This is a genomic window from Arcicella sp. GW821-FHT09D11 (assembly GCF_059416265.1).
Genome location: NZ_JBWKOV010000008.1, coordinates 183,249 through 207,407 on the forward strand (window position 1 = coordinate 183,249; position 24,159 = coordinate 207,407).

At 34.8% G+C, this 24,159-nt stretch carries 17 protein-coding genes; 12 read left to right on the plus strand and 5 right to left on the minus strand.

The window, feature by feature from the left end:
- The first annotated feature begins 189 nt into the window (after nt 1-189).
- Nucleotides 190-744 carry a Rib/alpha-like domain-containing protein gene (locus tag AC07N0_RS19575; protein WP_494590615.1) on the plus strand — a complete coding sequence of 185 codons (555 nt, stop codon included), beginning with the start codon at nt 190-192 and terminating at the stop codon, nt 742-744.
- Nucleotides 745-761: 17 nt separating this feature from the next.
- Nucleotides 762-1,469: a hypothetical protein gene (locus tag AC07N0_RS19580; protein ID WP_494590616.1), complete on the plus strand. Its 708-nt coding sequence runs from the start codon at nt 762-764 to the stop codon at nt 1,467-1,469.
- Nucleotides 1,470-1,839: 370 nt separating this feature from the next.
- Here the strand turns inward: AC07N0_RS19580 and AC07N0_RS19585 are convergent, their stop codons facing one another.
- On the minus strand, nt 1,840-4,224 hold the full coding sequence (locus tag AC07N0_RS19585; RefSeq protein WP_494590617.1) for an outer membrane beta-barrel protein: 2,385 nt from the start codon (nt 4,222-4,224) through the stop codon (nt 1,840-1,842).
- Between the two features lie 204 nt (nt 4,225-4,428).
- Here AC07N0_RS19585 and AC07N0_RS19590 point away from each other — a divergent pair, with 204 nt between their 5' ends.
- From AC07N0_RS19590 to AC07N0_RS19615, 6 genes are all read left to right on the plus strand, one after another.
- On the plus strand, nt 4,429-5,457 hold the full coding sequence (locus AC07N0_RS19590) for a sensor histidine kinase (RefSeq protein WP_494590619.1): 1,029 nt from the start codon (nt 4,429-4,431) through the stop codon (nt 5,455-5,457).
- The gene (locus tag AC07N0_RS19595) at nt 5,447-6,166 is read left to right on the plus strand and encodes a LytR/AlgR family response regulator transcription factor (protein WP_494590620.1); all 720 of its coding nucleotides are present in this window, start codon (nt 5,447-5,449) and stop codon (nt 6,164-6,166) included. Before AC07N0_RS19590 ends, AC07N0_RS19595 begins: the two co-directional genes overlap by 11 nt.
- 358 nt (nt 6,167-6,524) lie before the next feature.
- Nucleotides 6,525-7,586 (plus strand): helix-turn-helix domain-containing protein, encoded by a 1,062-nt coding sequence (locus tag AC07N0_RS19600; RefSeq protein ID WP_494590621.1) that lies wholly within the window; start codon nt 6,525-6,527, stop codon nt 7,584-7,586.
- A 110-nt stretch (nt 7,587-7,696) separates the two neighbouring features.
- Nucleotides 7,697-9,208, plus strand: a complete 1,512-nt coding sequence (locus tag AC07N0_RS19605; protein ID WP_494590622.1) for a PQQ-dependent sugar dehydrogenase — start codon at nt 7,697-7,699, stop codon at nt 9,206-9,208.
- Between the two features lie 178 nt (nt 9,209-9,386).
- On the plus strand, nt 9,387-9,707 hold the full coding sequence (locus AC07N0_RS19610) for an ArsR/SmtB family transcription factor (RefSeq protein ID WP_492799114.1): 321 nt from the start codon (nt 9,387-9,389) through the stop codon (nt 9,705-9,707).
- The gene (locus AC07N0_RS19615; RefSeq protein WP_494590623.1) at nt 9,704-10,669 is read left to right on the plus strand and encodes an SRPBCC domain-containing protein; all 966 of its coding nucleotides are present in this window, start codon (nt 9,704-9,706) and stop codon (nt 10,667-10,669) included. The genes AC07N0_RS19610 and AC07N0_RS19615 overlap by 4 nt, the downstream gene beginning before the upstream one ends.
- 81 nt (nt 10,670-10,750) lie before the next feature.
- Here the strand turns inward: AC07N0_RS19615 and AC07N0_RS19620 are convergent, their stop codons facing one another.
- The 3 genes from AC07N0_RS19620 to AC07N0_RS19630 form a co-directional block, all read right to left on the minus strand.
- Nucleotides 10,751-13,207, minus strand: coding sequence for a hybrid sensor histidine kinase/response regulator (locus AC07N0_RS19620; RefSeq protein WP_494590624.1), 2,457 nt, complete (start codon nt 13,205-13,207; stop codon nt 10,751-10,753).
- A 5-nt stretch (nt 13,208-13,212) separates the two neighbouring features.
- Nucleotides 13,213-14,004 (minus strand): alpha/beta fold hydrolase, encoded by a 792-nt coding sequence (locus AC07N0_RS19625; protein WP_492799111.1) that lies wholly within the window; start codon nt 14,002-14,004, stop codon nt 13,213-13,215.
- A gap of 404 nt (nt 14,005-14,408) precedes the next feature.
- On the minus strand, nt 14,409-15,659 hold the full coding sequence (locus AC07N0_RS19630) for a glucuronyl esterase domain-containing protein (RefSeq protein ID WP_494590625.1): 1,251 nt from the start codon (nt 15,657-15,659) through the stop codon (nt 14,409-14,411).
- Nucleotides 15,660-15,906: 247 nt separating this feature from the next.
- Between AC07N0_RS19630 and AC07N0_RS19635 the strand changes: the two genes are divergently transcribed.
- The 4 genes from AC07N0_RS19635 (at nt 15,907) to AC07N0_RS19650 (ending at nt 22,726) form a co-directional block, all read left to right on the plus strand.
- The gene (locus AC07N0_RS19635; RefSeq protein ID WP_494590626.1) at nt 15,907-17,859 is read left to right on the plus strand and encodes a sialate O-acetylesterase; all 1,953 of its coding nucleotides are present in this window, start codon (nt 15,907-15,909) and stop codon (nt 17,857-17,859) included.
- 359 nt (nt 17,860-18,218) lie between these two features.
- Complete coding sequence (locus AC07N0_RS19640; protein ID WP_494590627.1) at nt 18,219-20,045, plus strand: sodium:solute symporter family protein; 1,827 nt, start codon at nt 18,219-18,221, stop codon at nt 20,043-20,045.
- A 32-nt stretch (nt 20,046-20,077) separates the two neighbouring features.
- Complete coding sequence (locus tag AC07N0_RS19645; protein WP_494590628.1) at nt 20,078-21,277, plus strand: glycoside hydrolase family 130 protein; 1,200 nt, start codon at nt 20,078-20,080, stop codon at nt 21,275-21,277.
- Nucleotides 21,278-21,535: 258 nt separating this feature from the next.
- Complete coding sequence (locus AC07N0_RS19650) at nt 21,536-22,726, plus strand: AGE family epimerase/isomerase (protein WP_494590629.1); 1,191 nt, start codon at nt 21,536-21,538, stop codon at nt 22,724-22,726.
- 290 nt (nt 22,727-23,016) lie between these two features.
- On the opposite strand, the gene moeB is transcribed toward AC07N0_RS19650, so the two are convergent.
- Nucleotides 23,017-24,159, minus strand: a 1,143-nt coding sequence (gene moeB / locus AC07N0_RS19655; RefSeq protein WP_494590630.1) for a molybdopterin-synthase adenylyltransferase MoeB, incomplete at its 5' end; no start/stop codon positions are given.

A 24,159-nucleotide genomic window follows, 5' to 3' on the forward strand; every position in this document is an offset into this window, starting at 1 on the left:
GTATTCATACTGTCACCGTTAAGGGCTTTATCCTAAAATTAGTACTCTTTTTATTCGCATACACAATCGAAAAATTATAGTGATTTAATACGTCGCAACTTAAATTAATTATCAAAAAATATTCTATGTCACACATTGTTTATATCTGAAAATTTTGTAATTTCCAATATAAATTCATATAATAATATTATGGAAATCAATGATATACGATTATTGGCGAAGTTTATTAAGAAAAACATTCCCGGAGGGGGAATAATAATTACCCTTGTGATTTATGGGGCGCTAATAGGCGGTGGTATATACTGCTATCGTTTACTCTTTTTTTCTGCTCCATCTAAAGAAGCCTCTCTTAAGACTATAATTAACAATGCACCGATAGAGAGACAATACATTATTGATACACAGATAAATACTAACTATCACTATTATAATAAAACTCGGCAGGAACCAACAACATCCAAGCCATATTCGAGCATTACAACAAACGAAAAGGTTTCTCAACCTTTGAGCTGGACTTTCGTAGACGAGCAAAATCTTCCCCTTCCTAAAGGGACAACGGTCAAATTCAATGCTAGTGGTGACTCTTTCACACTGGATGAAACAGGCACAATACGAGTTTATCCAAGCGCGTTAGAAGACAACCAACAGATTCAGGTTTCCATTATATATCCTGATAAATCCAAAATATACGCTTATAGTCTCGACACTCATATTACGAGCCCCATAATAATACCATCACTTTAAAATTTACGTTCAACTTGATGAGAGTTATAACCTATTGCTATGCCTTAATGTGCATTCTACTTTTTCAACTGAGAGGCTTTTCTCAAACCCAATATAAAACCATTGTAATCTATGTAATGGATGCTGTAACGCATTCACCTATCCCCGGCACAACTGTAATCATTGAACAAATTGGTTTTAGTCGTCAAACAACGGATAATAATGGCCGTGTCCAATTCAACCGCATTCCAGTAGGAAATGGAGGTACACGGCTTAACATCAATGTCGAAAAGGATGGGTATATCAGGAAAGACCGTATTCCATTTAATATCACCGTCGAGTCCGAAAATAATAATATGTCTGTGGAACTGGTCAGTAGTGGTACCACTTCTAACACATGTACAACTCGCCATTATATCAGAGTATGTAACCTCAGAGCTATCGGGCATGCGACATCAAGAGAAATTGAGATTAGGTTTGATGTAACAAATATCGAGTCATTGGAGAGGCTTATCGGTGTTCAATCGGAATCTATCATGATTAACCAAATAAGATATATACCTAGTTATTCGGAATTTGGGTCTTCCAATAAGCGTATTCGGGTTCCTTTTAATCTTCCGATTAACGGAATATTTAGTTTTAATAATATCAATATGGATTCTCCAATAACCGAGATTTATCTTTTGGATATAGCTGTTGGCAATATAAGATTTAGTCTTACTCATATTCCAGTCAGATGGGAATAATTGAATTTATGTTATTTATTATTAATAACTTAATTATATAAATAAGGAATGTACATGTAGAATTACATGTGATTAAATTGTATAAACTCAAAATATTATTTGCTCTTCATCATAGAAGAATGCTCATTGATATCCCGTATTGCATCTAATACTGGTCGTAGGCTCTCCTCAATGTTGTCAATTTAAGCAAATTGTCATATTCACAATTTGATAAAGAGTTTGTTTCCGAGCGTTTTTGCTTGTTTCGATGGAAAATTCTTATTTGGCTCGATATGGACTTTGTGTAATAATCTGACCGAGTTCTCTTAAGTTGACGACATTGAGGCTCTCCTACGACCAAAAAGCCAAAAAGAGCGTCTCGCTCGTGAATTTATTGCACTCTCTCTGTCTCTTCTGTTGCAGAATTGTCTCTATTTCGGCGTTTACGGGCATATTTTTCATTGCCAAATCTATAGCTGAATGCCAAGCCAATTCGCTGAGTATCGTTTATATTGACCCTATTTTGGTAAATACTCTGAAAGTTTTCTATCCGTTCTCGATAGGTGTCTGAGTGAAAAATATCGTTGATATTCAATTTTATCGCTCCTTTGTCTTTCAATATCTTTTTTTGCATCGAATAGTAAACAGATACCCTAGCTAACACTGTGGTAGGATAGATTCTTTCTTCGGTTTTGTACTGAGAAGAAAGTTCACTTGACCACCCCTTCCCAAAACTAATTTGTTGGTTAGTAGATACTCTTGCAGTAAAAAATACTGTATGATTTGTTTCTCCATTTATGTTACTTTTAATGTCGAATCGAGCCACTTGAAAATAGAATGTTGAGCTTAGCCATTTGGTAGGTTGAAGTGTTAAATTATGATTAATAAATGTTCTATTACCAATGCCCGTATTAAATGGCTTTCGGATAAATGTTTCGCCTTCTCTGATAGTAACTTCGCCCAGAATTCCATCAGCTCCGTCATAGCCAAAGCCAAGTGTGTAAATAGATTTATATTGATACCTAAATCGTACTAAATTTAAATAAAAAGGCTGTAAAGCTGGATTACCTTGGGTGTAATTATAGGCATCAACATAATTAAGAAATGGATTAAACTGCTGATAATTAGGTCGATTTACTCTTCTTGTGAAATTAAAACTAAGGTTATGATTTTTTAAACTGTCTAGGTTATAGCTTAAAAATACACTGGGAAAGAGATTGGTGAAATTTTGATTAAATTTTTGATATTTAATACTTTCGTTTGCTAATAATTCTCCCAAGATATTGGTATTTTCTGCTCTTAAGCCAAGTTGCAAACTCAACTTTTTATTGATTGACTTTCTGATATTTACATATCCTGCATTTATGTTTTCATGATATATAAAGTGGTTACTTCGGCTGTAAATGATTGCAGCTAATTCATCCCGAAAAAGTGCATCATTGTCGTTTTTTACAAAACTCGACTTTAGTCCACTTTCTAAATTGGCTCCTTTGCCCAATGGTAATGAATAGTCTGTTTTGAAGTTGTAGATATTAATATTGTTGGATAATTTATTGTCAAAAAGCTCATTTTCAGTTACTCTATTAAAATTTCGTAAGCCTCCTGACTGATAGTTTAATATGTTTAAATCCCCAGATAATTCATGCCCCTTGGTATTGAATTTATGATTGAAGTTTACATTAGCGGATTTTGAGTTCCAATTATTAGTGCCACTATTATTGCCTTTGAATGCTTGAGTCGCTGTCGTATTTACGTAGTTTGCATCATCTGAACGGGGTCTATTTTGTAAAAAAAACTGCACGCCCAGAATAGTTTTTTCACTCAATGTAAAATCTGCCCCAAATCTTCCACTCAAACTATTGGCTTTATAATCGCTGTAGTTTTTTGATTGAATATTGGCAATGCTTATTTTTTCATCATTAAAAATTGTCCTTTGTGAAGTTTCTTCTGTATAGTCTTGGTCTAAACTCTGGTCTATTCCCCAAAACCAATTGATTTTCTGGCGATTAAGGTTAAAATTTACACTATTATTGACTCTCAGTTTTTGCCCCATCGACATGCCAGAAGATAGATTACCAGTTAAACCTCTTGCTTTGTTCTTTTTTAAAATAATATTGATGATAGAAGACCCTGCAGCATCATATTTTGCTGGAGGATTATCCATCAGTTCGAGTTTATCTAACAAACCGCCTGGTAATGACTTGAGATAAGCTACCAAATCTGTTCCACTCATGTAGGTACTGCGACCATCAATCAAAACCATTGCTCCACTTTTTCCATAGAGGTTAATATTTCCCTGAGCATCCACTGATATGCCTGGTGTTTTTTCCAAAACTTCAAGGGTATTACTGGACGCTGCCGATATCATCGTTCCTACATTTACAATAGTTTTGTCGATTTCCTGCTCAATCAGCGGTTTTTTAGCACTAACTACTACTTCGTTTAAAGTGGTACTCTTGGCAGGCAAAAGGATAATAACTGGCAATTCCACCTTGGTTTGTTGTTCGTCCAATGTTTTTTTTACACTTCTATATTTCAAAAATCCCATTGAAGTGATTTCTAAAAAATAACTGCCACTGGATAAATTTTGTAAAAGGAAATCCCCATTTATATCAGTAATCCCTCCTTTCACAAAACTTGAGTCAATACTGTTCATAAGTTTGACAGTAGCACCAATCACCGATTCATTTTGAGTATCTTTGACACTCCCGACTATACTTTTATTTTGAGCCAATATTTGACCTGATAGGATTAGTAACAGAAATAGTTTTTTCATAATTGTTTTTTTGACAAAGTTTATTTTCTTGAGATTGCCCAGAAAACAAGTCTGACAGAAATCAATTTTGAAGTGACAAACATAGCAAAAGCACTGACAAAGGTTTTAACAGCTTTAAATGCAATTTCGTCAGTCAAATAATGGCGTTTGAAGTCAATAATTTTAATTATACATAAGGGTATCCAATTTTGTAGAAAAAACAAAATGAGCTTTTTAGAAAAAATATTTGGAAAAGAAGCCGTTAAAATCGGCAATTATCTAGGGCTATCTTTTATAGCTGCAATTCTCTTGTTTACCATCTTTATGGCATTTGCAGATATTTTTTTCAAGAACAATGACGACGAGATAGCCTTAATGTCAACTATTTTGTTGTTGATAGGTGTATTTACAGGTCGTTTTTTGGCCAGTTTGTGGCAAAGAAAGCATATCAGTAATTTGGTATTTATTGTGCTGATTGGATTGACTTTCGCCCTGATAGTATCTTTAATGCCCATTATAGACACACTTATCACTCATCAGGAATTCTTAGTTGTCGCTATAGCATTGATTATCTTTTTTGTTATCAGTGTCTTGATTGGTCTACTCATAAAGCTCGCACGCATGCGTACTGAACACAAATTAGACGTAGCCAACACAACAGCGTTGCATAGTCAATCGGAATTACAGCTTCTTCAGTCTCAACTAAGTCCACATTTTTTGTTTAATACCTTGAATAACCTGTATGGTTTGTCATTAACTGACCATCAAAAAATACCTAACTTATTACTGAAACTATCAGATTTGTTGAGATATTCGGTGTATGATGCCAAAGATATTATGGTGCCACTGGTAGAGGAAATCAACTATATAAAAAACTACATTGATTTTGAAAAAATACGTTTAGGCGAACGCCTAAACTTGAAAACAGACTTTGAAGAGATAAACCCTCAAAAACCTTTTAAAATAGCTCCTATGCTATTGATTGTTTTTGTAGAAAATGCTTTTAAACACTCCAAAAATAGTCTGGATAATGAAATAAATATAGAAATAAACCTAAAAACTTGGGGAAATTCAATACTATTTTCGGTTGTAAACTCTCATAATAATATGTACAATGACAAGCAAAAACACAGTGGGTTTGGCCTAGACAATGTAAGAAAAAGGTTGGATTTGATATATAAAGGCGAGTATGATTTGGAAATCAATCAGACTGCAACTAATTACGAAGTAAAACTTAGGATTAATGGAAAATAAAATAACATGTCTCATTGTCGATGATGAACCTATAGCCCGACAAATTATAGAAAAATATTGTTCCCATTTGCCTGAAATTGAGCTATTGGCGAGTTGCGAAAACGTTTTTGTGGCTAAGAAAGTATTAGAAGGTCAAACGGTTGATTTACTTTTTTTGGATATTAATATGCCTGTTTTGGATGGAATAGCATTTTTAAAAACCCTCAAAAATCCACCCTCTGTCATATTTACCACGGCATACAAGGAATTCGCGCTTGATGCCTTTGACCTTTCGGCAATAGATTATTTGCTCAAACCTTTTTCTTTAGACAGATTTATTATTGCAGTTGATAAAGTCAAAGAAAAACTATCGCTATTAAAACAACCTTCTATAAAACCGATAGAAGAAACCGCAGAAGATTTTACTTTTATAAAAGCTGATGGAAAAATACACAAAGTAGATTTTGGCAATTTGCTCTATGCTGAAGCCAAAGGAAATAATGTACTAATTGTTTCCGAAAACCAGACTATTTTCCCTGTCATGACGTTTAGTGATTTTTTAGAATTATTGCCCAATCAAAATTTCCTAAGACTTCATCGGTCATTTGTGATAAATAAGATCAAAATAAGCCATGTTGAAGGAAACAGGGTATTTATTGGTAAAACAGAAATACCCATCGGTGGAAATTACAGAGCAGAGTTCTTGAAAAGCTTGGGAATTAGCAATTAAGTAGGTAAACGTCTAGCACTTTGACACTGGTCGTAGGCTCGGCTCTCCTACGCCCCCAAAGCAAAAAGACCATCCCGCTCTTGATATATGCTTGAAAATTTTACGATAAATGCTTTTCTACTTGTTCTAAAAGACAAGTAAAAGCTTTTTTTAAATAGAAAGAAGATAATTGTTTGAACATTCAGCGTACATTTTTATCTTTCGTTCGATTTACCAGAACCAATCGAACCATACTATATCAATTACCTCTAATATTGGGCTTATGTTGTCGGACTCTTTTATTTGCTTTTAGCTTTTGCTAAAGCAGACGAATCTCGCTGAAAGATAATATTTGCCTTATTAAAACAACAATCGTATAATGAGCTTTGGTGATAAAGTTTTATTCTTTTTTAGTACCTTGGGAGCATTTAACGGACTCATTATTGGTATTTATTTTATCTTTTTTTCATCCAAAAAAAATCCGTCTAATTATTTTTTTGGTGCTTTGTTAATGGTACTGAGCATCAGGATAGGGAAATCGGTTGCATATTTCTTTGATTACAGTTTACCTAAAATATATCTACAGATTGGATTAACTGCCTGTTTTTTTATAGGACCATTTTTATACTTCTTCATAAAATCAGAAATTAGCCAAATTAAAAATTTACCAAAATCTTGGTTTTGGCAAATAATAGCGTGGTTTTGCATCATTGTAGTAGTAGGTTCTATTTACCCATATCAAGGTTTCCCTAAACTATGGGGACACTACATTATTCCTATTATCTATACACAGTGGTGCATATACATCGCCCTTTCTGTCTTTTTATTAATCCCTCTTCTGAAAAAAATCTCTCGTAAAGAAAGTTTAAAACCTTTTGAAAAATGGATACTGACCATTTGTGCAGCAGTAATAATACTTTTTATATCTTACGTGTGGGCAATTTTAAACATTACCAAAGGCAGTTATATCAATGGGGCTGTGTATTTTTCAATGATTATTTATTTTGTAGTATTTATATTGCTTTACCGCAAAAAAACAAACGACCTATCATCTTTCTCCACACAAAAATATGCTGATAAAAAGCTAAATCATGAAGATGCTCAGCTAATAATACGCAACTTAAGAAAAGTGATGACAGAGAAAGAACTCTTTAAAAATCCAAATCTGAAAGTTAATGATCTTGCCAAGGAAATCAATGTTTCGGGTCATCAATTATCTCAACTTCTAAATGATAATATTGAGAAGAATTTCACCCTTTTTGTGAATGAATACCGAATCAATGAAGCATGTAAGATATTATCGGAAAATACAAATTTGACGATAGATGCTATTGGCGATGAAGTAGGATTTAACGCTAAATCAACTTTTTTTGCTACTTTCAAAAAAATTAAAGGGATGACTCCCAGTGCTTATCAACAGTCAAATACTCCAGATTTATAAAACCGTACTACTGAATTCAGATTATTATACCATCATCTTAAAAGTCTATGGCATTTTTGAGAACCGAAATGAAATGGTTTCATTTTGTTAATCAAAAAATCCTTTTAAAAATGAAAAAAATAGTCTTATTGATATGTTTAACTGCCAGTTTTTTTTCAGCATTTTCCCAAAACAGCCCCACCGAAAGGCAATTGATAGAAAATACGATACAACTATATTTTGATGGGTGGGCAACAGGGGATACCACGAAAGTGAGTAAAGCAATGCATGCTTCGTGTCATCTGAAAAATTATAGCAATGGAAAGTTTATTGAATTTACAAAAAATCAATACCTCGCTTTATTCAAACCTCATGCACGACCCGCAAACTTAAGCACCCGTATAGTTAGTATAGATATTACTAATAATATGGGCAGTGCAAAAATTGAAATCAGCACTGCAAGAGATTTGTTCACCGACTATTTCAACCTCATGAAAACTAATGAGGGATGGTTTATTGCCGATAAAGTATCTACCCGAACACCCCATAAAACCTTTGATATAAATGCCATTCGGTTAGAAAAAGAAACTATTTTAGAAGGACTTAAACGACCTTGGAGCATTGCTTTTATATCAGAAGATGAAGTTTTGATTTCAGAGAAAGAAGGTGATTTGGTAAAAGTAAATTTATTAAATAAAGAAAAAACCAAAATTCAGGGCTTTCCTACAGACTTAGAAGATAGTCTTGGTGGTTTTGGAGATAACACTGGCAAATTTGAAGTGTTGCTTGACCCTGATTTTAAGACAAATAAATTTATTTACCTGTCTTATGCTGCCAAAGCTGCAACAAAAGGAAGAACTACCAAAATTATAAGGGCAGTACTCGAAAACGAGTCATTAAAACAAATTAAGGTACTTTTTGTGGCAGAACCATATACCTATGAGCGAGTACACTATGGGGGCGGGATGCTTTTTGGGAATGATGGTAAACTATATTTTACTATTGGCGAGCGACTATTTACTGAAAAAGATGAACCTACTATACCAATCGCTCAAAATATTGAAGATAAAAGAGGGAAAATCTACCGAATAAATTCTGATGGAACAATACCAAAAGATAATCCTTATTTTGGAGATAAAGCAACGCCTGGCTTATACGCTATAGGGATAAGAGCGGCACAAGGCTTAACAATTGAAAGCAACACTGGCAAAATATGGTTTAGCGAACATGGTACACATCAAGGAGATGAAATAAATGTGCTAAAAGCAGGAGGCAATTATGGTTGGCCTATGAAAACAACAGGTAAATATCGTTTTGCTGAATTTGCACCCAAACCCATTCTCGGGAATATTTACACAGAACCAGCTTGGTCTTGGTTACAAACAGTAGCACCCACAGGCTTGCACTTTTACGCAGGTCAGGAATTTGCTAGTTGGAACCATAATTTACTAGTTGGCGGATTATCAAAGGGTAGTTTATGGCGGTTAACGATTGAAAACGAAACGATAAAAAGTGCAGAAGAACTATTTGTAAACGACCGATTAAGAATAAGGAAAGTGGTACAAAGCCCTATGGGTAAATTGTATATCCTTTCTGATGAATTGAATGGTAAACTGATAAGAGTAAAAAACGGGGCTTTATAACATAATAAATAGTTGGTCGATATTGGAGTCTACCACTGGTCGTAGGCTTTCCTACGGCTAGTCAACTAATTAATGCTAGTAATTTATCAATTCCATAAAATTTTCTTGAAAAACCATTGCGAAACCGAATAGTTGCGCATATATTTGCAACCGATTGGTTTCATTACTAAATAAATACATGAGAAGAGACATTTTTCAAGCCATTGCTGACCCTACTAGACGTGCAATTATTGCCCTCATTGCTTTGCAGGCAATGACACCTAATGCTATAGCTGAACACTTTGATACTTCACGACAGGCAATATCAAAGCATTTACGTATTCTGACAGAATGTGAAATTGTTAAACAAAATCAACAAGGGCGAGAAATTTACTATCAACTCCAAGTAGACAAAATGCAAGAAATTGACAAATGGCTTAATCAATTCAGAATGATTTGGGAAAACCGATTTAATCAACTTGATGACGTATTAACAACGCTAAAAAATATTGAACAATGACAACGAATTTATTTTTTGACTTTTCAGTCAACAAGGAAAACAAGACCGTACATGTAAAAAGAGAGTTTGCAGCAAATCTTAACCTTGTTTGGGATGCTTGGACCAATCCAGCATTGCTTGATCTTTGGTGGGCACCTAAACCTTACAGGGTTGAAACAAAATCAATGGATTTTAAGGTAGGTGGCACATGGCTTTATGCGATGCTTTCACCTGAAAACTTAGCACATTGGTGTAGAGCAGACTATCAGAAAATAGATACTTTAAAAAGCTATACAGCACTTGATGCTTTCTGTGACGAAGAAGGCAACATCAATAATGAATTTCCTCGTTCGCTTTGGACAAATGTTTTTACTGAAAATGGTGATACCACAACAGTAGAAATTACCATTCAGCATGAAGACCTTGCCGACCTTGAGAAAATAATTGAAATGGGCTTTAAAGAAGGCTTCACAATGGCTCTTGGCAACCTTGACCAATACATTGAAGCTCAGTTTAAACTCAGAAATGAACTCAAAATCAATAACGCTGCAAGAGTTTGTACATATTTAAACTTCCCAGGGAATACCGAGGAGGCTTTTAAATTCTATCAATCTGTTTTCAAAACTGAATTTTCAGGCAACGGTATTCAAAGATTCGGTGATTTGCCACAAGACGCTGACCATCCACCAGTTGACGAAACTTTAAAGAAAATGGTATTGCATATTGAATTACCGATTACGGGAAATCATATTTTAATGGGAACGGATGCACCTAAAGAAATGGGCTTTACTGTCACACAAGGGAACAATATGCATATCAGCATTGAGCCAGACACAAGAGAAGAGGCTACTAGAATTTTTGAGGAACTTTCAGCAGAAGGAAATATTTCGATGCCATTACAGGATATGTTTTGGGGTGCTTATTTTGGTAGTTTTACTGACAAATTTGGTATTAATTGGATGATAAATTATATTACCAAGTAGGCATTCTAAAGAGGCTGTCTCAAATATGAAAAATTCCAAATATTCTTTGGTTTTATTTTTATTTGAGACAGCCTCTATTAATTATATTTTTGCAAGCAAAATTTCTTTCCATTTTTCTATTTTATCTTGCACGTCTTGCATTTTAAATGGCTTACTAATATAATCATCCATCCCTGCAAGTATCGCTTTTTCACGATCATCTGATAAAGCATTGGCTGTGGCTGTAATAATAAGAGGTCTAGCACTTTTAGGATATAGCTTTACGATATTCCTAGTCGTTTCAAAACCATCCATTTCAGGCATCATTACGTCCATAAATATTAGATGATATTTCTTTTTCTCCATGGCTTTGAGTACCTCGATGCCATTTTCTACCACATCAGCCGAATATCCGAGCTTTTCTAATACCCTTGTTAACAATTTTTGATTAATAGAATCATCCTCGGCAATAAGTATATTAATAGGCAACGACAAATTTGTAGTGTCAGCATTAACCGTAGTTTTCACAGTTGACTTTACGGTGTTATTCAAAACCCCATTAATCGCTTTTAAGATATGGCTATGGCGCGTAGGTTTATTTAAGATAGACTCAAACAGTTTTGTGTTATCATCCAACGATAGCATATTGTGGTTTCCTGAAGAACTAAATAAAATAACAGGCAAATCTTTCCGTAATTCTTTGATAATCTTGGTCACTTCAATACCATCCTTCCCAGGCATCAGCATATCGATAATTACTAAATCATAGTTAACTTTTTCTATGGATGCTAATGCATCTTCGTAATGCTCGAAGGTTGTAGCATCCATCCCCCAAATATTACATTGCGTCTTAAGAATCTTTAGATTAGTTTTATTATCATCCAATATCAAGATACGTTTACCTTTCAATGAAACCATTTCTACGTTTGGATTGGCTTTATATTTTTTAACGTCTCTGTTGGCTTCTACTTTGATATTAAAGATAAACGACGAGCCTTTGCCTACTTCGCTTTCTACACGTATGCTCCCTCCCATCAGCGATACCAATCGCTGACTGATTGCTAAACCAAGACCAGTACCACCATATTTACGAGTAGTTGAAGAATCTACTTGTGAAAAACTCTCAAACAATTTATAATATTTATCCTGAGGAATACCGATGCCTGTATCTCTTACTGAAAATTCTAAGTTATAAAAACCTTCCTCATCAACGCCTATATTTTTAACACTCACTTGAATTTCACCTTTAGCAGTAAACTTTATACCATTGTTTACTAGGTTAATCATTATTTGTCTGAGCCGTGTAATATCTCCCTTGATTTCTAATGGTACATCAGGCTCAATATAATAAAGCAAATCAAGGCCTTTGTCATTGGCATTTACAGAAAGTAAATCGTATGTTTCTTCAATGACATTGTTAATATAGAATGGTTTACTTTCTAACTCTATTTTACCCGATTCAATCTTAGAGAAATCAAGAATATCATTAATGATAGCAATAAGTGCCTCGCCACTGATACGTATAGTCTCTACGTAGTCAATTTGTTCTTCGCTTAATTCAGTATTTACTAATAAGCTTGCCATACCGATTACGCCATTCATTGGCGTACGTATTTCATGGCTCATATTCGCAAGAAAGTCAGACTTTGCTTTATTTTGTTCTTCAGCAATGATTCTTTTTTCTGCTAATTCAGTATTTAACTCTAACAGTTGTTCATTAGCCAAATGTTGGAAGGTAACATCAGCAAATACCCATAAACGACCTTTGATATTTTGAGAAATCGTTGGTACACACGAAACACTCAGCACAAAAGTTACAGGGTCACCAAATATCCATTTCCAATAATTGATTTTCTGTCCGGGCAAACTAAACAACCTGATTCCCTCTTTGATGATTTCATCTTTGTTTGCAGCACTATCTCTTAATTTTTGCATTGCCTCCGCAATAACAATTGGCTTGTTATCATCCTTTGGAATCTTCAGTATCTCCGCGGCTTGACTATTAACCCAACCACCTTTTCCAAGATCATCTACAAATACTACTCCTTGCGGAATAGTTTCTAGAATAGCATTAAAACGAGTTGTAAGCTCTTCAATTAGAAAATAATTCTGGATAATAAAAGTGGTATCTTTAAGACCCACCAAAGCATGGTTTAAAAATGCTAAGAACAAATCATCATACTTACGGTCATCTTTAACCAATAAGATAACGCCTCCTCTGAATCCCGATTCATTCAAAGGAATAAATATGACATCCTCTCCTTCTTCTTTTGAGAAAGAATTGTCTATGTCAAAAACAATTTCATTATCTTCTACAAGCCTTAATACTAATTCAGCATTGATAAAGTTACTTAAAAAATGCTTGGATGTATTAAACTGTGCACGCACAGTAAGGTTATCTTCCATCCTAACAAAAGCAGCCGCTTCGGCATGAGCATGCTTTTTGATAAGATTGGTAGCTTGTGCATAAATAACTTGAAAGTTCTTTTCTTTTTTTATTGGATAAAGACCTGTTAAAAAATTAACAGCTTCATAAGTCCAGTCAATTTGCTTGTCCAAAATAATTAAATAAATTGCTCAACAGCGTTAATAACTTCATTTGGGGCGCTTATGTGTGGGAAATGACCGTAAGCATTTACGATAGTAAGCTTACTATCAACGATATTATTGTTCAGATAATATGCCACATCTATGGGTACAGCAATATCTTCTTTAGCTTGTATCAATAAAGTAGGTTTATTCAACTTGGATAATTCTTTACGATAATCAGACTGGAATATTACTCGAGCTACAGATTGTGCAATATCTGGTCTGATTGCTTTTAAAGTTTCTGCAAAGCCTTCTGCTAGTTGAGGGTTGTCTGGATTGCCCATGGCTGCCGCTGAAAAACCACTTACCCAAGCAAAATAATTATTGGCCATTGTATCAAAGAGAGAGTCTAGGTCTTGTTGTTCAAAACCTCCTAAATAGCCAGTATCATTCAAATACCTTGGTGAAGCGCCTACTAAGGCTAATTTTGAGAAAAATTCTGGTCTTTTAATGGCAGTAAGCAAGCTAACCATTCCACTAACTGAATGCCCTATCATAATGGCATCTTTTACATCGTATTCCTCACAAATTTCAATAAGGTCATTGGCATAAGCCTGTAGGGTATCGTATTTATTTGGGCTAAAAGCTTCGGGGTCTGCTTTACCAGCACCCACATTGTCGAAAAGAATAATTCTGTATTTTGAAATAAAGGCCTCTGAAACTTTAGACCAAGCATTTTGGTCTGTACCAAATCCGTGTGCGAATAACATCGTTGGCCCGTCTAAGTTGCCAATTACCTTTACATTGTTTTTTTTTGTTGGATTCATAAATGATAAAATATTTAATAGATTAGGTTAGATGAAAGTAATGATAACACCTATTAATATTGGGGAATAAGTTTGATTTATGCTTTATTTATCAAACAAAAAAATATATTCCTATGTTATCAATTATTAGTTAAATACAATTATACAAAATAAGTTATGATATTCTATATATATTTTATTTTTTATATTCAATTGTAACGATAACATTAATTTTATAATAAAAATTAAAAAAAAGCTATCTCATTGTATTTAATCCTATATTATTAAAGAATATCACGTCTTTCATTGTTTAAATTTCTTCTTCTGAAATACTATATTCGTTATATTTAACAATGTTAAGACAAGATAATCTCTAAAATTATCTTGATAAAATCCAAAATTATATTTAAGATTTCATAGCTCATTTACTTTACTAGTTCATTAGCGAAAACAATGTATTGTTCCCAATCATAGGCTGTCATATCATGTTTCCCTTCTCTAATATGATAGCGAACCTGCTTGCCAATTGGTGTATTTAAAGGAGGAAAAGGAGCATTGTCTAATCCAATTTTATTGTATAAATGATAGATTGGCTCAGTCGCTTCAGCACTCAAAAATTCACCTTTCGGGTCAGACCATTGGTCGCCCATAGCACTTGCTACATACAATGGTCGCGGAGCCATTAAACCCAAAAGAATGTGTTGGTCAAACGGCAAATCATTTTCTTTGTCAGCAAAGTTTTTATAAGAACCTAAAAACCAATGAGGAAATTTATTAGTGATTCGCCACAAGTTTTCGCCATAGTTTCTTCTGGTCAAAGCCGCTCCACCTTCACCAGATTGATTGGAGACAATCGCCGCAAATCGTCTGTCATTTGCTCCTGCCCAAAGCGCGGCCTTTGCCAAACGAGAATGCCCATGCAAAATAATTTTCTTAGCATCAACCTCGGGTACATTTTCAAGAAGGTCTACTACCCTACTTAGTCCCCAACCCCATGCGCCATTCGCTGACCATTCTTCTGGCTGTAAGCCTAATTCACTAGCCAGCAAGGTTCTTACACCATTTTTATAGCCTTCTGTATTATCTTCTTCAAAATCTCCACAAGCTACCGTGATGCTACCATAACCCGCTTGGATAACTTTTTCAAATTGCCAAAGCGAAATCCACGTCCCTCGTGAAACAGGCTGAGCAACATGGTTTCTATATTTGAGTTCATCGTTACACACAACATACTTTTCAAAAACAGGAATATCCTCATTAAAACTTGTGGTTTGATTGCCACAGAAATTAAGTCCTAAAAATACAGGTACTTTTGTTTTTGTATTAGGTAATACTCCCAAAACTGTAACGCTATATTTCCCTTCAAAAGTAACTTTCCAGACGTACTGAATAGCTTTTCCATCCATGATTTCATGTTTAGAAATAAGCTGGCTACTCTGTTTGATTTTACGCAATGGCATTTTTCCATACATCACGTTCTGAAATTGTGATAGCCAATATCCTCGATAATGCTCCCAATCCTTTTTAGTACTAATCAATGTTCCATCCGATTTTAACAATGGATTCGGAAGGGTGAAAGTATTCACTTTACTTTCATCCATATTGGCTACAAAAGTATCTTGAGCAATAGCGAAGGAACTAACAAACATCAAACTACACAATAGTATTATTTTCATAGACTTATTTATTAGTAAAAATGAGGTTGAAATTGATTTACTCTATCCTTGGTAAAAAAGAATTGAAATAATCACATCTACTCATTTATCTTCCGAGCCTTTCTTAAATAATGCAATTAGCCATGGCATAGAAGAAGTAGCAATGAACTGAAAGCCTATTACTTTGTTTTTTTTCCTGATTAAATAGGACAACTTTACGATTACTTTCTCTTAATTTCGGTAAATCAAAAAACTATTCACTCTCTTTATGAAAAAAATACTTTTTATCTGTTTGTCACTTATTTCTGTCACTTGTTTTGGTCAAGTAAAATTAGCACGACTTTTCTCTGACCATGTAGTATTACAACGACAAAAACCTATTCCTGTATGGGGCTGGGCTAATGCCAATGAAAAAGTAAATGTTACTTTGGCTGGGCAATCTCAAAATACTAAGGCTGATCCTACTGGAAAATGGATGGTAAAATTTACTCCGCTTGAAGCTGGCGGGCCTTTTAAAATGACTGCTACGGCCAAATCTGGGAGTGTTAGTGTAAATGACATTTTAATTGGCGAAGTATGGCTATGTTCAGGGCAATCGAACATGGAATGGAGAGTTTCTCAAGCTAATAATTTTAATGAAGAAAAGAAAAATGCTGATTATCCAAAAATCAGGCATTTCTATGTAGAACATGAAGTGACGATTGACCCACAAGCAGATTTAAAGACGGGTGAATGGAAAGTAGCCTCGCCAGAAACCGTTGGAAACTTTACGGCAATCGGATTTTTCTTTGCTCGTGAGTTATATCAAAAATTAAACATTCCGGTTGGTTTATTACATTCTTCGTGGGGAGGGTCGCAGGTGGAAGGCTGGATTAGCAAGGAAGGAATGTTAAATAATGACGAACTAAAAAGCTATGCTCAACACTTGCCTAGCAACTGGAAAGATGCCGACTATGCGCATGACCAGAAAGTACAAAAGCAATTATTAGGCAGTAATATCAACCCAAGCGTTGACGACGAAAAGAAATATTTAACAGCGAATTATGATATTTCTAAATGGCTTTATGCGGATAGTCCAATGGGACAATGGGACTGGAAAGGCATTTGGGCTTATCGTGGAGATGGTTACATGGCTCGTACTATTGAAGTGCCAGAAGAAGCTGTTTCAACCGAAACAACTTTAGCATTAGCAGAAAACGATAGTTATAATGAGATTTATATTAATGGTAAATTGGTTTCACAGGGTGTCATTAAGGGTGTTCGTAAGATTACTATACCTGCTAATACTTGGCAAACTGGAACCAACCAATTAATGATAAAATTCGGGAATATGCAAAGCCTTCCTTGGATGGGTCTAGGACTAATAGGTTCTGCTACTGATTTGTATGTAGAAGCTGGCAAACAAAAAATCAGCATTGCAACAGGCTGGAGATTGATGCCATCTTTTGCGGGAAAACATGAGTACGTGCATTCTAGTAACAATGTGGGCACGACGATTTATAATGGCATGATAGCCCCTCTTGTTCCCTTTGCTATTCGTGGTTCATTGTGGTATCAGGGCGAAGCTAACACTGGCAGAGCTTACCAATACCGCCAGAGTTTTCCATTGATGATAGAAGATTGGCGTAAAAAATGGAATGATGATTTTTCTTTTTATTTCGTTCAGTTAGCCAATTATGGTCCTTATCAAAATAGTAATCAAGGTAGCAATTGGGCAGAATTAAGAGAAGCCCAAACGATGACATTATCACTTCCTAAAACAGGAATGGCTGTCATTACAGATATTGGGAATCCGAATGATATTCACCCAACAAACAAACAGGATGTGGGACATCGTTTGGCAATAAATGCCTTGAAAAAAGATTTCGGGCAAAATATTGAATACAACTCTCCTATGTTTGAATCTGTTAGCTATCAAGATGGTAAAGCAATAGTTTCTTTCAAAAACATTGCAAAAGGATTAGTCATTCAAGACAAATTTGGATACCTAAAAGGCTTTGAAATTGCAGGGGAAGACAAAGTGTTTTATTACGCTAAAGCAGAAGTTGTAGACAACAAAGTAATTGTTTATCACCCAAAAGGCTTAAAGCCTATTTCAGTACGATATGCTTGGGCAGATTCACCAATGGATGCCAATCTGTTTAACTCAGAAGGCTTACCTGCTAATTCATTTAGGACAGATACTTGGTCAGGAATGACAATCAATACTAAATTTGAATAAATCAAATAATCCCTTTTAAGTAAGCTCGCCACTTAGAAGGGATTTCTTTTTTAATGATAAAATAATACGCCTTTCTCTACGAAAAATACAAAGTCTCCATTTAACAATAATACAATATTTAGTAATACTTAATTTATATTTTTCTGCAAAATATCTTCAAAAATCGCATAAAAGTAGATTTAATATAAGCAATTGATAAAAAAGTATTAACAGTTTCACCACAAAAACTGTCAATTTTGTATTATAAATTATAAAAGCATTTTTTATGCTATCGCACACGAAGCAAAACATATTTTCAAGAAAAAAGCTAACCTTTATAAATAACCATTACTACTGAAATATTTGTAAAAAAACCTTAAATGAAAATTCAATTATTAGACATTATCGTCATTATCGCCTATTTAATATTAGTTTCAGCGATTGGAATTGTATTAAAAAAACAGGCACAGCGTAGTAAAAATGATTATTTATTAGGGGGTAAATCAATGCCTTACTGGATGTTAGGCGTTTCTAATGCTTCCGGAATGTTTGATATTTCGGGTACGGCTTGGATGGTGGCAATCATGTTTATTTATGGTGTAAAAAGTATTTGGTTGCCTTGGCTTTGGCCTGTTTTCAACCAGATTTTCATGATGGTTTATATGTCTATTTGGTTGCGTCGTTCTAATGTATCAACGGGTGCCGAATGGATGCTTACTCGCTTTGGAACAAATAAAGATGCTCAGCTTTCCCATAAAATTATCATTGCTTTTGCTCTTTTGTGCTGTTTAGGTTTTATGGCTTATGGGTTTATTGGGTTAGGTAAATTCATTGAAATTTTTATTCCTTGGAATGTTGTAAAAGGCTACTTTCCTTTTGATATAGCTCCCGAATATGTAGCGCATCTTTATGGCATCATTTTTACCTTATTTACCGTATTTTACTCTTTATTGGGTGGTATGAAAAGTATTGTTTGGGCAGACTTGATTCACTATATCATCATGGTGTTTGTGTCTTTTGCCGTAGCCATTATTGCCATGCAAGCCTTATCCACTCACTTGCTGATTGTACCAAAGGGTTGGGATGATATATTTTTTGGTAAAGAATTGAATTTGGATTGGTCGGGAATTATCGATGAAGTAAATACTAAGATTGCTAGCGATGGGTTTTCTCCATTCGGGTATTTCTTTGCGCTAATGACAGCGAAAGGAATCTTGTCAAGTTTGGCAGGCCCAGCACCAAACTATGATATGCAGAAAGTTCTTTCAACAAAATCGCCACGAGAAGCTGCTTTAATGAGTATGATTGTAAACGTAGTGCTGTTACCAACGCGTTATTTATTAATCATTGGCATTACTGTGTTAGGTTTATTGTTCTTCAAAGACATCAATATTTCAACCGCAACAGGCAGCGATTTTGAAAGAATTTTACCTGCTGCGTTGAATACCTTTATTCCGTCGGGCTTATTAGGTTTAATCTTAGTGGGTTTAATGGGGGCATTTATGGGGACATTCGCAGGGACATTCAATGCGGCTCAGGCATACATGGTGAATGATATTTATTTAAAATCGATTAACCCGAATGCCACTAATAAGCAGGTATCAAAGATGAATTACTTATCTGGTTTAACGGTGGTTTTCATCAGTATTATGCTAGGCTTTTTTGCCAAAGATGTCAATAGTATTCTTCAATGGATTGTTTCAGCCCTTTATGGGGGCTATATCGCTGCCAATGTGTTGAAATGGCACTGGTGGCGTTTTAATAGTTATGGTTTTTTCTGGGGAATGTTTGCAGGCATTGCTTCGTCAATGATTCTTCCAACCATTTTTACAGATGCCTTACCGCTTTACTATTTTCCAATTATCTTATTATTATCAATTATTGGGTCGGTAGCTGGTTCATTATTAACACCAGCTACTGATGCAGAAGTACTCAAAAGTTTCTATAAAAATATCCGTCCATGGGGTTTTTGGGAACCAATTGATGCGCTAGTAAAAGCAGAAGACCCAACGTTTGAAGCTAATCATGAATTCAAATCAGATATGTTTAATGTACTGGTTGGTACAATTGCACAAACAGCGATTACAGCCTTACCTGTGTATGTGGTTTTATTAATGCCCATGCATGTAGGAATAGCTGCCCTTATTTTAGGAATATGCGCTTTTATACTTTGGAAAACTTGGTATAAGAAACTCCCTAATGATTAAAAAAGTATTTCAATCTTACATTTATAAACAGCATGAATACATTTGAAAAAAGATTACAAGCTTTAAATAATCATTATGAATCGTTAGTGACCAAGCCTAATCAGCAAGTAGACTTAGGAAACGGAATTTATGAGCGCTACCAAAACCCTGTGCTTACGGCACAGCACGCACCTATTACTTGGCGTTATGACCTCAATCCTGCTACGAATCCCTATTTAATGGAGCGTTTTGGCATTAATGCTACCTTTAATGCAGGTGCTATTAAATGGAATGATAAATATATATTGGCTGTAAGAGTGGAAGGAATAGATAGAAAATCTTTCTTTGCCATCGCCGAAAGTCCAAATGGTATTGATAATTTCCGTTTTTGGGAGTTTCCTATCAATATGCCTGAAACAGATGTACCTGATGGCAATGTGTATGATATGCGTTTGGTGGCGCATGAAGATGGATGGATTTATGGTCTTTTTTGTACAGAACGCAAAGACCCTGATGCTAAAATTGGCGATGAGTCTTCGGCAGTAGCTCAAGCTGGCATGGCTCGTACGAAAGATTTAATCAATTGGGAACGTCTTCCTGATTTAAAAACGCCTTCACCTCAACAAAGAAATGTAGTATTGCACCCTGAATTTGTCAACGGCAAATATGCTTTCTATACTCGCCCACAAGATGGGTTTATTGAAGCAGGAACTGGTGGAGGAATTGGCTTTGGCTATGCTGATACAATGGAAGATGCCATCGTCGAAAAAGAATATATCGTTGATGAGAAACATTATCATACGGTTTACGAAGTGAAAAATGGACAAGGACCTGCACCTATTAAAACCTCTCTGGGTTGGTTACATTTGGCTCATGGTGTTCGTAATACTGCGGCTGGGTTACGCTATGTATTATACGTTTTTATGACAGATTTGAATAATCTTACTAAAGTAATTTATAAACCTGCTGGTTATTTTATTGCTCCCGAAGGCATCGAAAGAGTCGGGGATGTATCAAATGTTATCTTTGCTAACGGTTGGATTTTAGATGATGATGGACAGGTATTTATTTATTATGCTTCTTCAGATACACGTATGCACGTGGCTACTTCAACGCTTGATAAATTATTGGATTATGTAGTTAATACGCCAGCAGATGGTTTTCGTTCGGCTACGTCTGTAGAGAGCATTTATGAGATTATTAAAAAAAATAAATCGTATGCACAATCACAGCAGTTTGCTGAAACACTCTAATAATTTTATTCACTCTCAAAATTTATAATTCTGAAGCTGTTTAAACTTTCCGTTTCTGAGGTGAAAGTATTGTATTTTTGAATTGATTTTTTCAAAATTTGCGAAGCATAGCATCGCTACGTTGAGTAAATTTTGGGACAAGCTATTCTGAAAGACTTAGTTTAACCCGAAAGGGAAAGTTTAAACAGCTTCAATATTAAGTCGTCATGAAGGATTCGTTCTTCATGACATTTTTTATTCACATGAAATTCCATGCAAATGAACAACGAAACATACCAAAAGGAAGTAAATCAGGAAATAGAAAATATTTTAGATTATTGGCTTAATAATACTATTGATGATGAATTTGGTGGTTTTTATGGACAAATTGACGAAAATGATGAAGTAGTAGCCAATACCGAAAAAGGTTCTGTATTGAATGCTCGTATTTTATGGACTTTCTCAGCAGCGTATCGTCATAATCCTCGACCAGCGTATTTATCAACTGCCACAAGGGCTTATGAATATTTGAGACATTATTTTAGCGATAAAACCTTTGGCGGCGTATATTGGTCAGTAGATTTTAAAGGAAATCCGCTGAATACACGTAAACAAATTTACGGACAGGCTTTTGTAATTTATGGACTGAGTGAATACTACAAAGTCACTCAACATCAAGAAGTACTTGATTGGGCGATAGCACTATTTAATATCATAGAAACCCATAGTTTTGATAAAATATATGGTGGTTATTTAGAAGCTTTGGCTCAGGACTGGCAACCTATTGAAGATTTAAAATTGAGCCAAAAAGATGCTAATGAGAAAAAATCAATGAATACTCATTTACATATTATGGAGGCTTATGCAAATTTATTAAAGGTTTGGGACAATAATTTGCTTAAAAACCAGTTAAAAGCACTGATTGAAGTATTTATCCAGTATATCGTTGATACTAAGACGGGTCATCAATATTTATTTCATGACGATGACTGGACGGTGAAATCTCACATCATTTCTTATGGACATGATATTGAAGCTTCTTGGCTTTTGTATGAGGCAACTGAAGTGCTTGGTGACGAAAATTTATTGAATGAAGTACACAAAATTTCCCTTAAAATTACTGATGCTGTAGGAAAAGGATTACAAGGAGATGGAGGCTTATCTTATGAGTCTGAAGGAGAGCATCATGATACTAATAAACACTGGTGGGTACAGGCAGAAGCGATGGTTGGTTATTTGAATGCCTTTCAATTATCTAAAAATCCGAAATATCTTCAACAATCTATCAAAAGCTGGGAGTTTATAAAAGCGTATTTAATTACGCCGAAAGGGGAATGGTATTGGGGTGTAGCAGGTGAACAAAATAAACCAATGCCTTATCAAGACAAAGCTGGTTTTTGGAAATGTCCCTATCATAATGTTCGAGCTTGCTTAGAAGTTTATGATAGACTTGAAAAAATAAGTAATTAAAAAATAAGTATCTTTACAAGATTTTTGAAACTTGTAAGATAAAGAACTAGATAATTTCTTCGGAAATTTTAAGAATATTTAAAAAATAAAAATGGTTAATGTTTAAAGTCGATACTATTTTAGTTTCGACTTTTTTGTTTTTCTTATAACCTAAAACATCGATTTATAAGTCAATGTTTGTTTGTTCGCAGAATAACTCATTTCGTTGTTGAAATTTAGCATATTTATTTCTTGTATTCAAATTATTCTGAAAAAAATAATGATAATATATTATAATTTTTTCTATTGTATCAGATTCCTCCTCTTAGGTTCAAAAATGTTCCCTCAATGCTGACTGATTTTAATAATTCTATGGCTTTGGCACTTCTTAGACCTGTCTGACAACAGAAAATAATTGTTTTTTCTAAATTTATTTCATCAATGTTTTCTAATAAATCATCTAAGGGAATATTAATCCCACCAATATTATCCCTTTCAAATTCATATGGGTTTCTTACATCAATCAATTGAAAATCTCGTTGTTCCTCAATCCATTTTTCTAATGTTGGAATATCAATTACATTACTATTTTCAACGGGAAAATCACCACATAAAATTTGATAATCGACCAACTCTTTGATATGTTTATTCTCAGGAATGGCCTTGAATTTAATGATTTGAGAACGCATCGTAAGCATATCAAACATTAATAATTTCCCTGACAATACCTCCCCCGCCCCTGCAATCATTTTAATCACTTCTGCTGCTTGCATCGTTCCGATAATGCCTGCTAATGTGCCTATTACACCTATTTCAGCACAATTAGGTACACTCCCAGCGGTGGGTGGTTCAGCATATAAACAGCGATAGGTAGGCCCATCTTGAAAATTGAACACAGATACCTGACCTTCAAACTTAAAGATTGAGCCAGATACAAATGGTTTATTCAATATCACAGCAGCATCATTGACTAAATAGCGTGTGGCAAAATTATCCGACCCATCTACAATAATACCATACTTAGCAAAGAGTTCAAGGGCATTGTCTGCACTGAGGTTAACTGGAAAAATTTGAATATTAACGTTGGGATTAATCGCCAGTAAACGTTCTTTGGCTACTACTACTTTCTTTTTGTCAATATCGGCAGTAGTATACAATATTTGCCTTTGAAGATTAGACATTGAAACCACGTCAGCATCAACAATTCCAATATTTCCTATCCCTGCTGCTACTAAATATTGTAAAATTGGGCACCCCAATCCTCCAGCACCAATGACCAATACTTTGGCATCATTGAGTTGTTGTTGTCCTGCTAACCCAATTTCTGGTAAAATTATCTGACGATTATAACGCTGAAAATCCATGTTTTTATTTAAATATTGAGTGATTGAGTGATTGAGTGATTGAGTGATTGAGTGATTGAGTGATTGAGTGATTGAGTGATTGAGTGATTG

Excerpts from the sequence above, each read along its gene's own strand:
- AC07N0_RS19595 (WP_494590620.1), top strand. The coding sequence starts at position 5,447 with ATGGAAAATAAAATAACATGTCTCATTGTCGATGATGAACCTATAGCC.
- AC07N0_RS19600 (WP_494590621.1), top strand. The coding sequence starts at position 6,525 with ATGAGCTTTGGTGATAAAGTTTTATTCTTTTTTAGTACCTTGGGAGCA.
- AC07N0_RS19630 (WP_494590625.1), bottom strand. The coding sequence starts at position 15,659 with ATGAAAATAATACTATTGTGTAGTTTGATGTTTGTTAGTTCCTTCGCT.
- AC07N0_RS19615 (WP_494590623.1), top strand. The coding sequence starts at position 9,704 with ATGACAACGAATTTATTTTTTGACTTTTCAGTCAACAAGGAAAACAAG.
- AC07N0_RS19650 (WP_494590629.1), top strand. The coding sequence starts at position 21,536 with ATGAACAACGAAACATACCAAAAGGAAGTAAATCAGGAAATAGAAAAT.
- AC07N0_RS19605 (WP_494590622.1), top strand. The coding sequence starts at position 7,697 with ATGAAAAAAATAGTCTTATTGATATGTTTAACTGCCAGTTTTTTTTCA.
- AC07N0_RS19585 (WP_494590617.1), bottom strand. The coding sequence starts at position 4,224 with ATGAAAAAACTATTTCTGTTACTAATCCTATCAGGTCAAATATTGGCT.
- AC07N0_RS19645 (WP_494590628.1), top strand. The coding sequence starts at position 20,078 with ATGAATACATTTGAAAAAAGATTACAAGCTTTAAATAATCATTATGAA.
- AC07N0_RS19635 (WP_494590626.1), top strand. The coding sequence starts at position 15,907 with ATGAAAAAAATACTTTTTATCTGTTTGTCACTTATTTCTGTCACTTGT.
- AC07N0_RS19580 (WP_494590616.1), top strand. The coding sequence starts at position 762 with ATGAGAGTTATAACCTATTGCTATGCCTTAATGTGCATTCTACTTTTT.
- AC07N0_RS19575 (WP_494590615.1), top strand. The coding sequence starts at position 190 with ATGGAAATCAATGATATACGATTATTGGCGAAGTTTATTAAGAAAAAC.
- AC07N0_RS19640 (WP_494590627.1), top strand. The coding sequence starts at position 18,219 with ATGAAAATTCAATTATTAGACATTATCGTCATTATCGCCTATTTAATA.
- AC07N0_RS19625 (WP_492799111.1), bottom strand. The coding sequence starts at position 14,004 with ATGAATCCAACAAAAAAAAACAATGTAAAGGTAATTGGCAACTTAGAC.
- AC07N0_RS19590 (WP_494590619.1), top strand. The coding sequence starts at position 4,429 with ATGAGCTTTTTAGAAAAAATATTTGGAAAAGAAGCCGTTAAAATCGGC.
- AC07N0_RS19610 (WP_492799114.1), top strand. The coding sequence starts at position 9,387 with ATGAGAAGAGACATTTTTCAAGCCATTGCTGACCCTACTAGACGTGCA.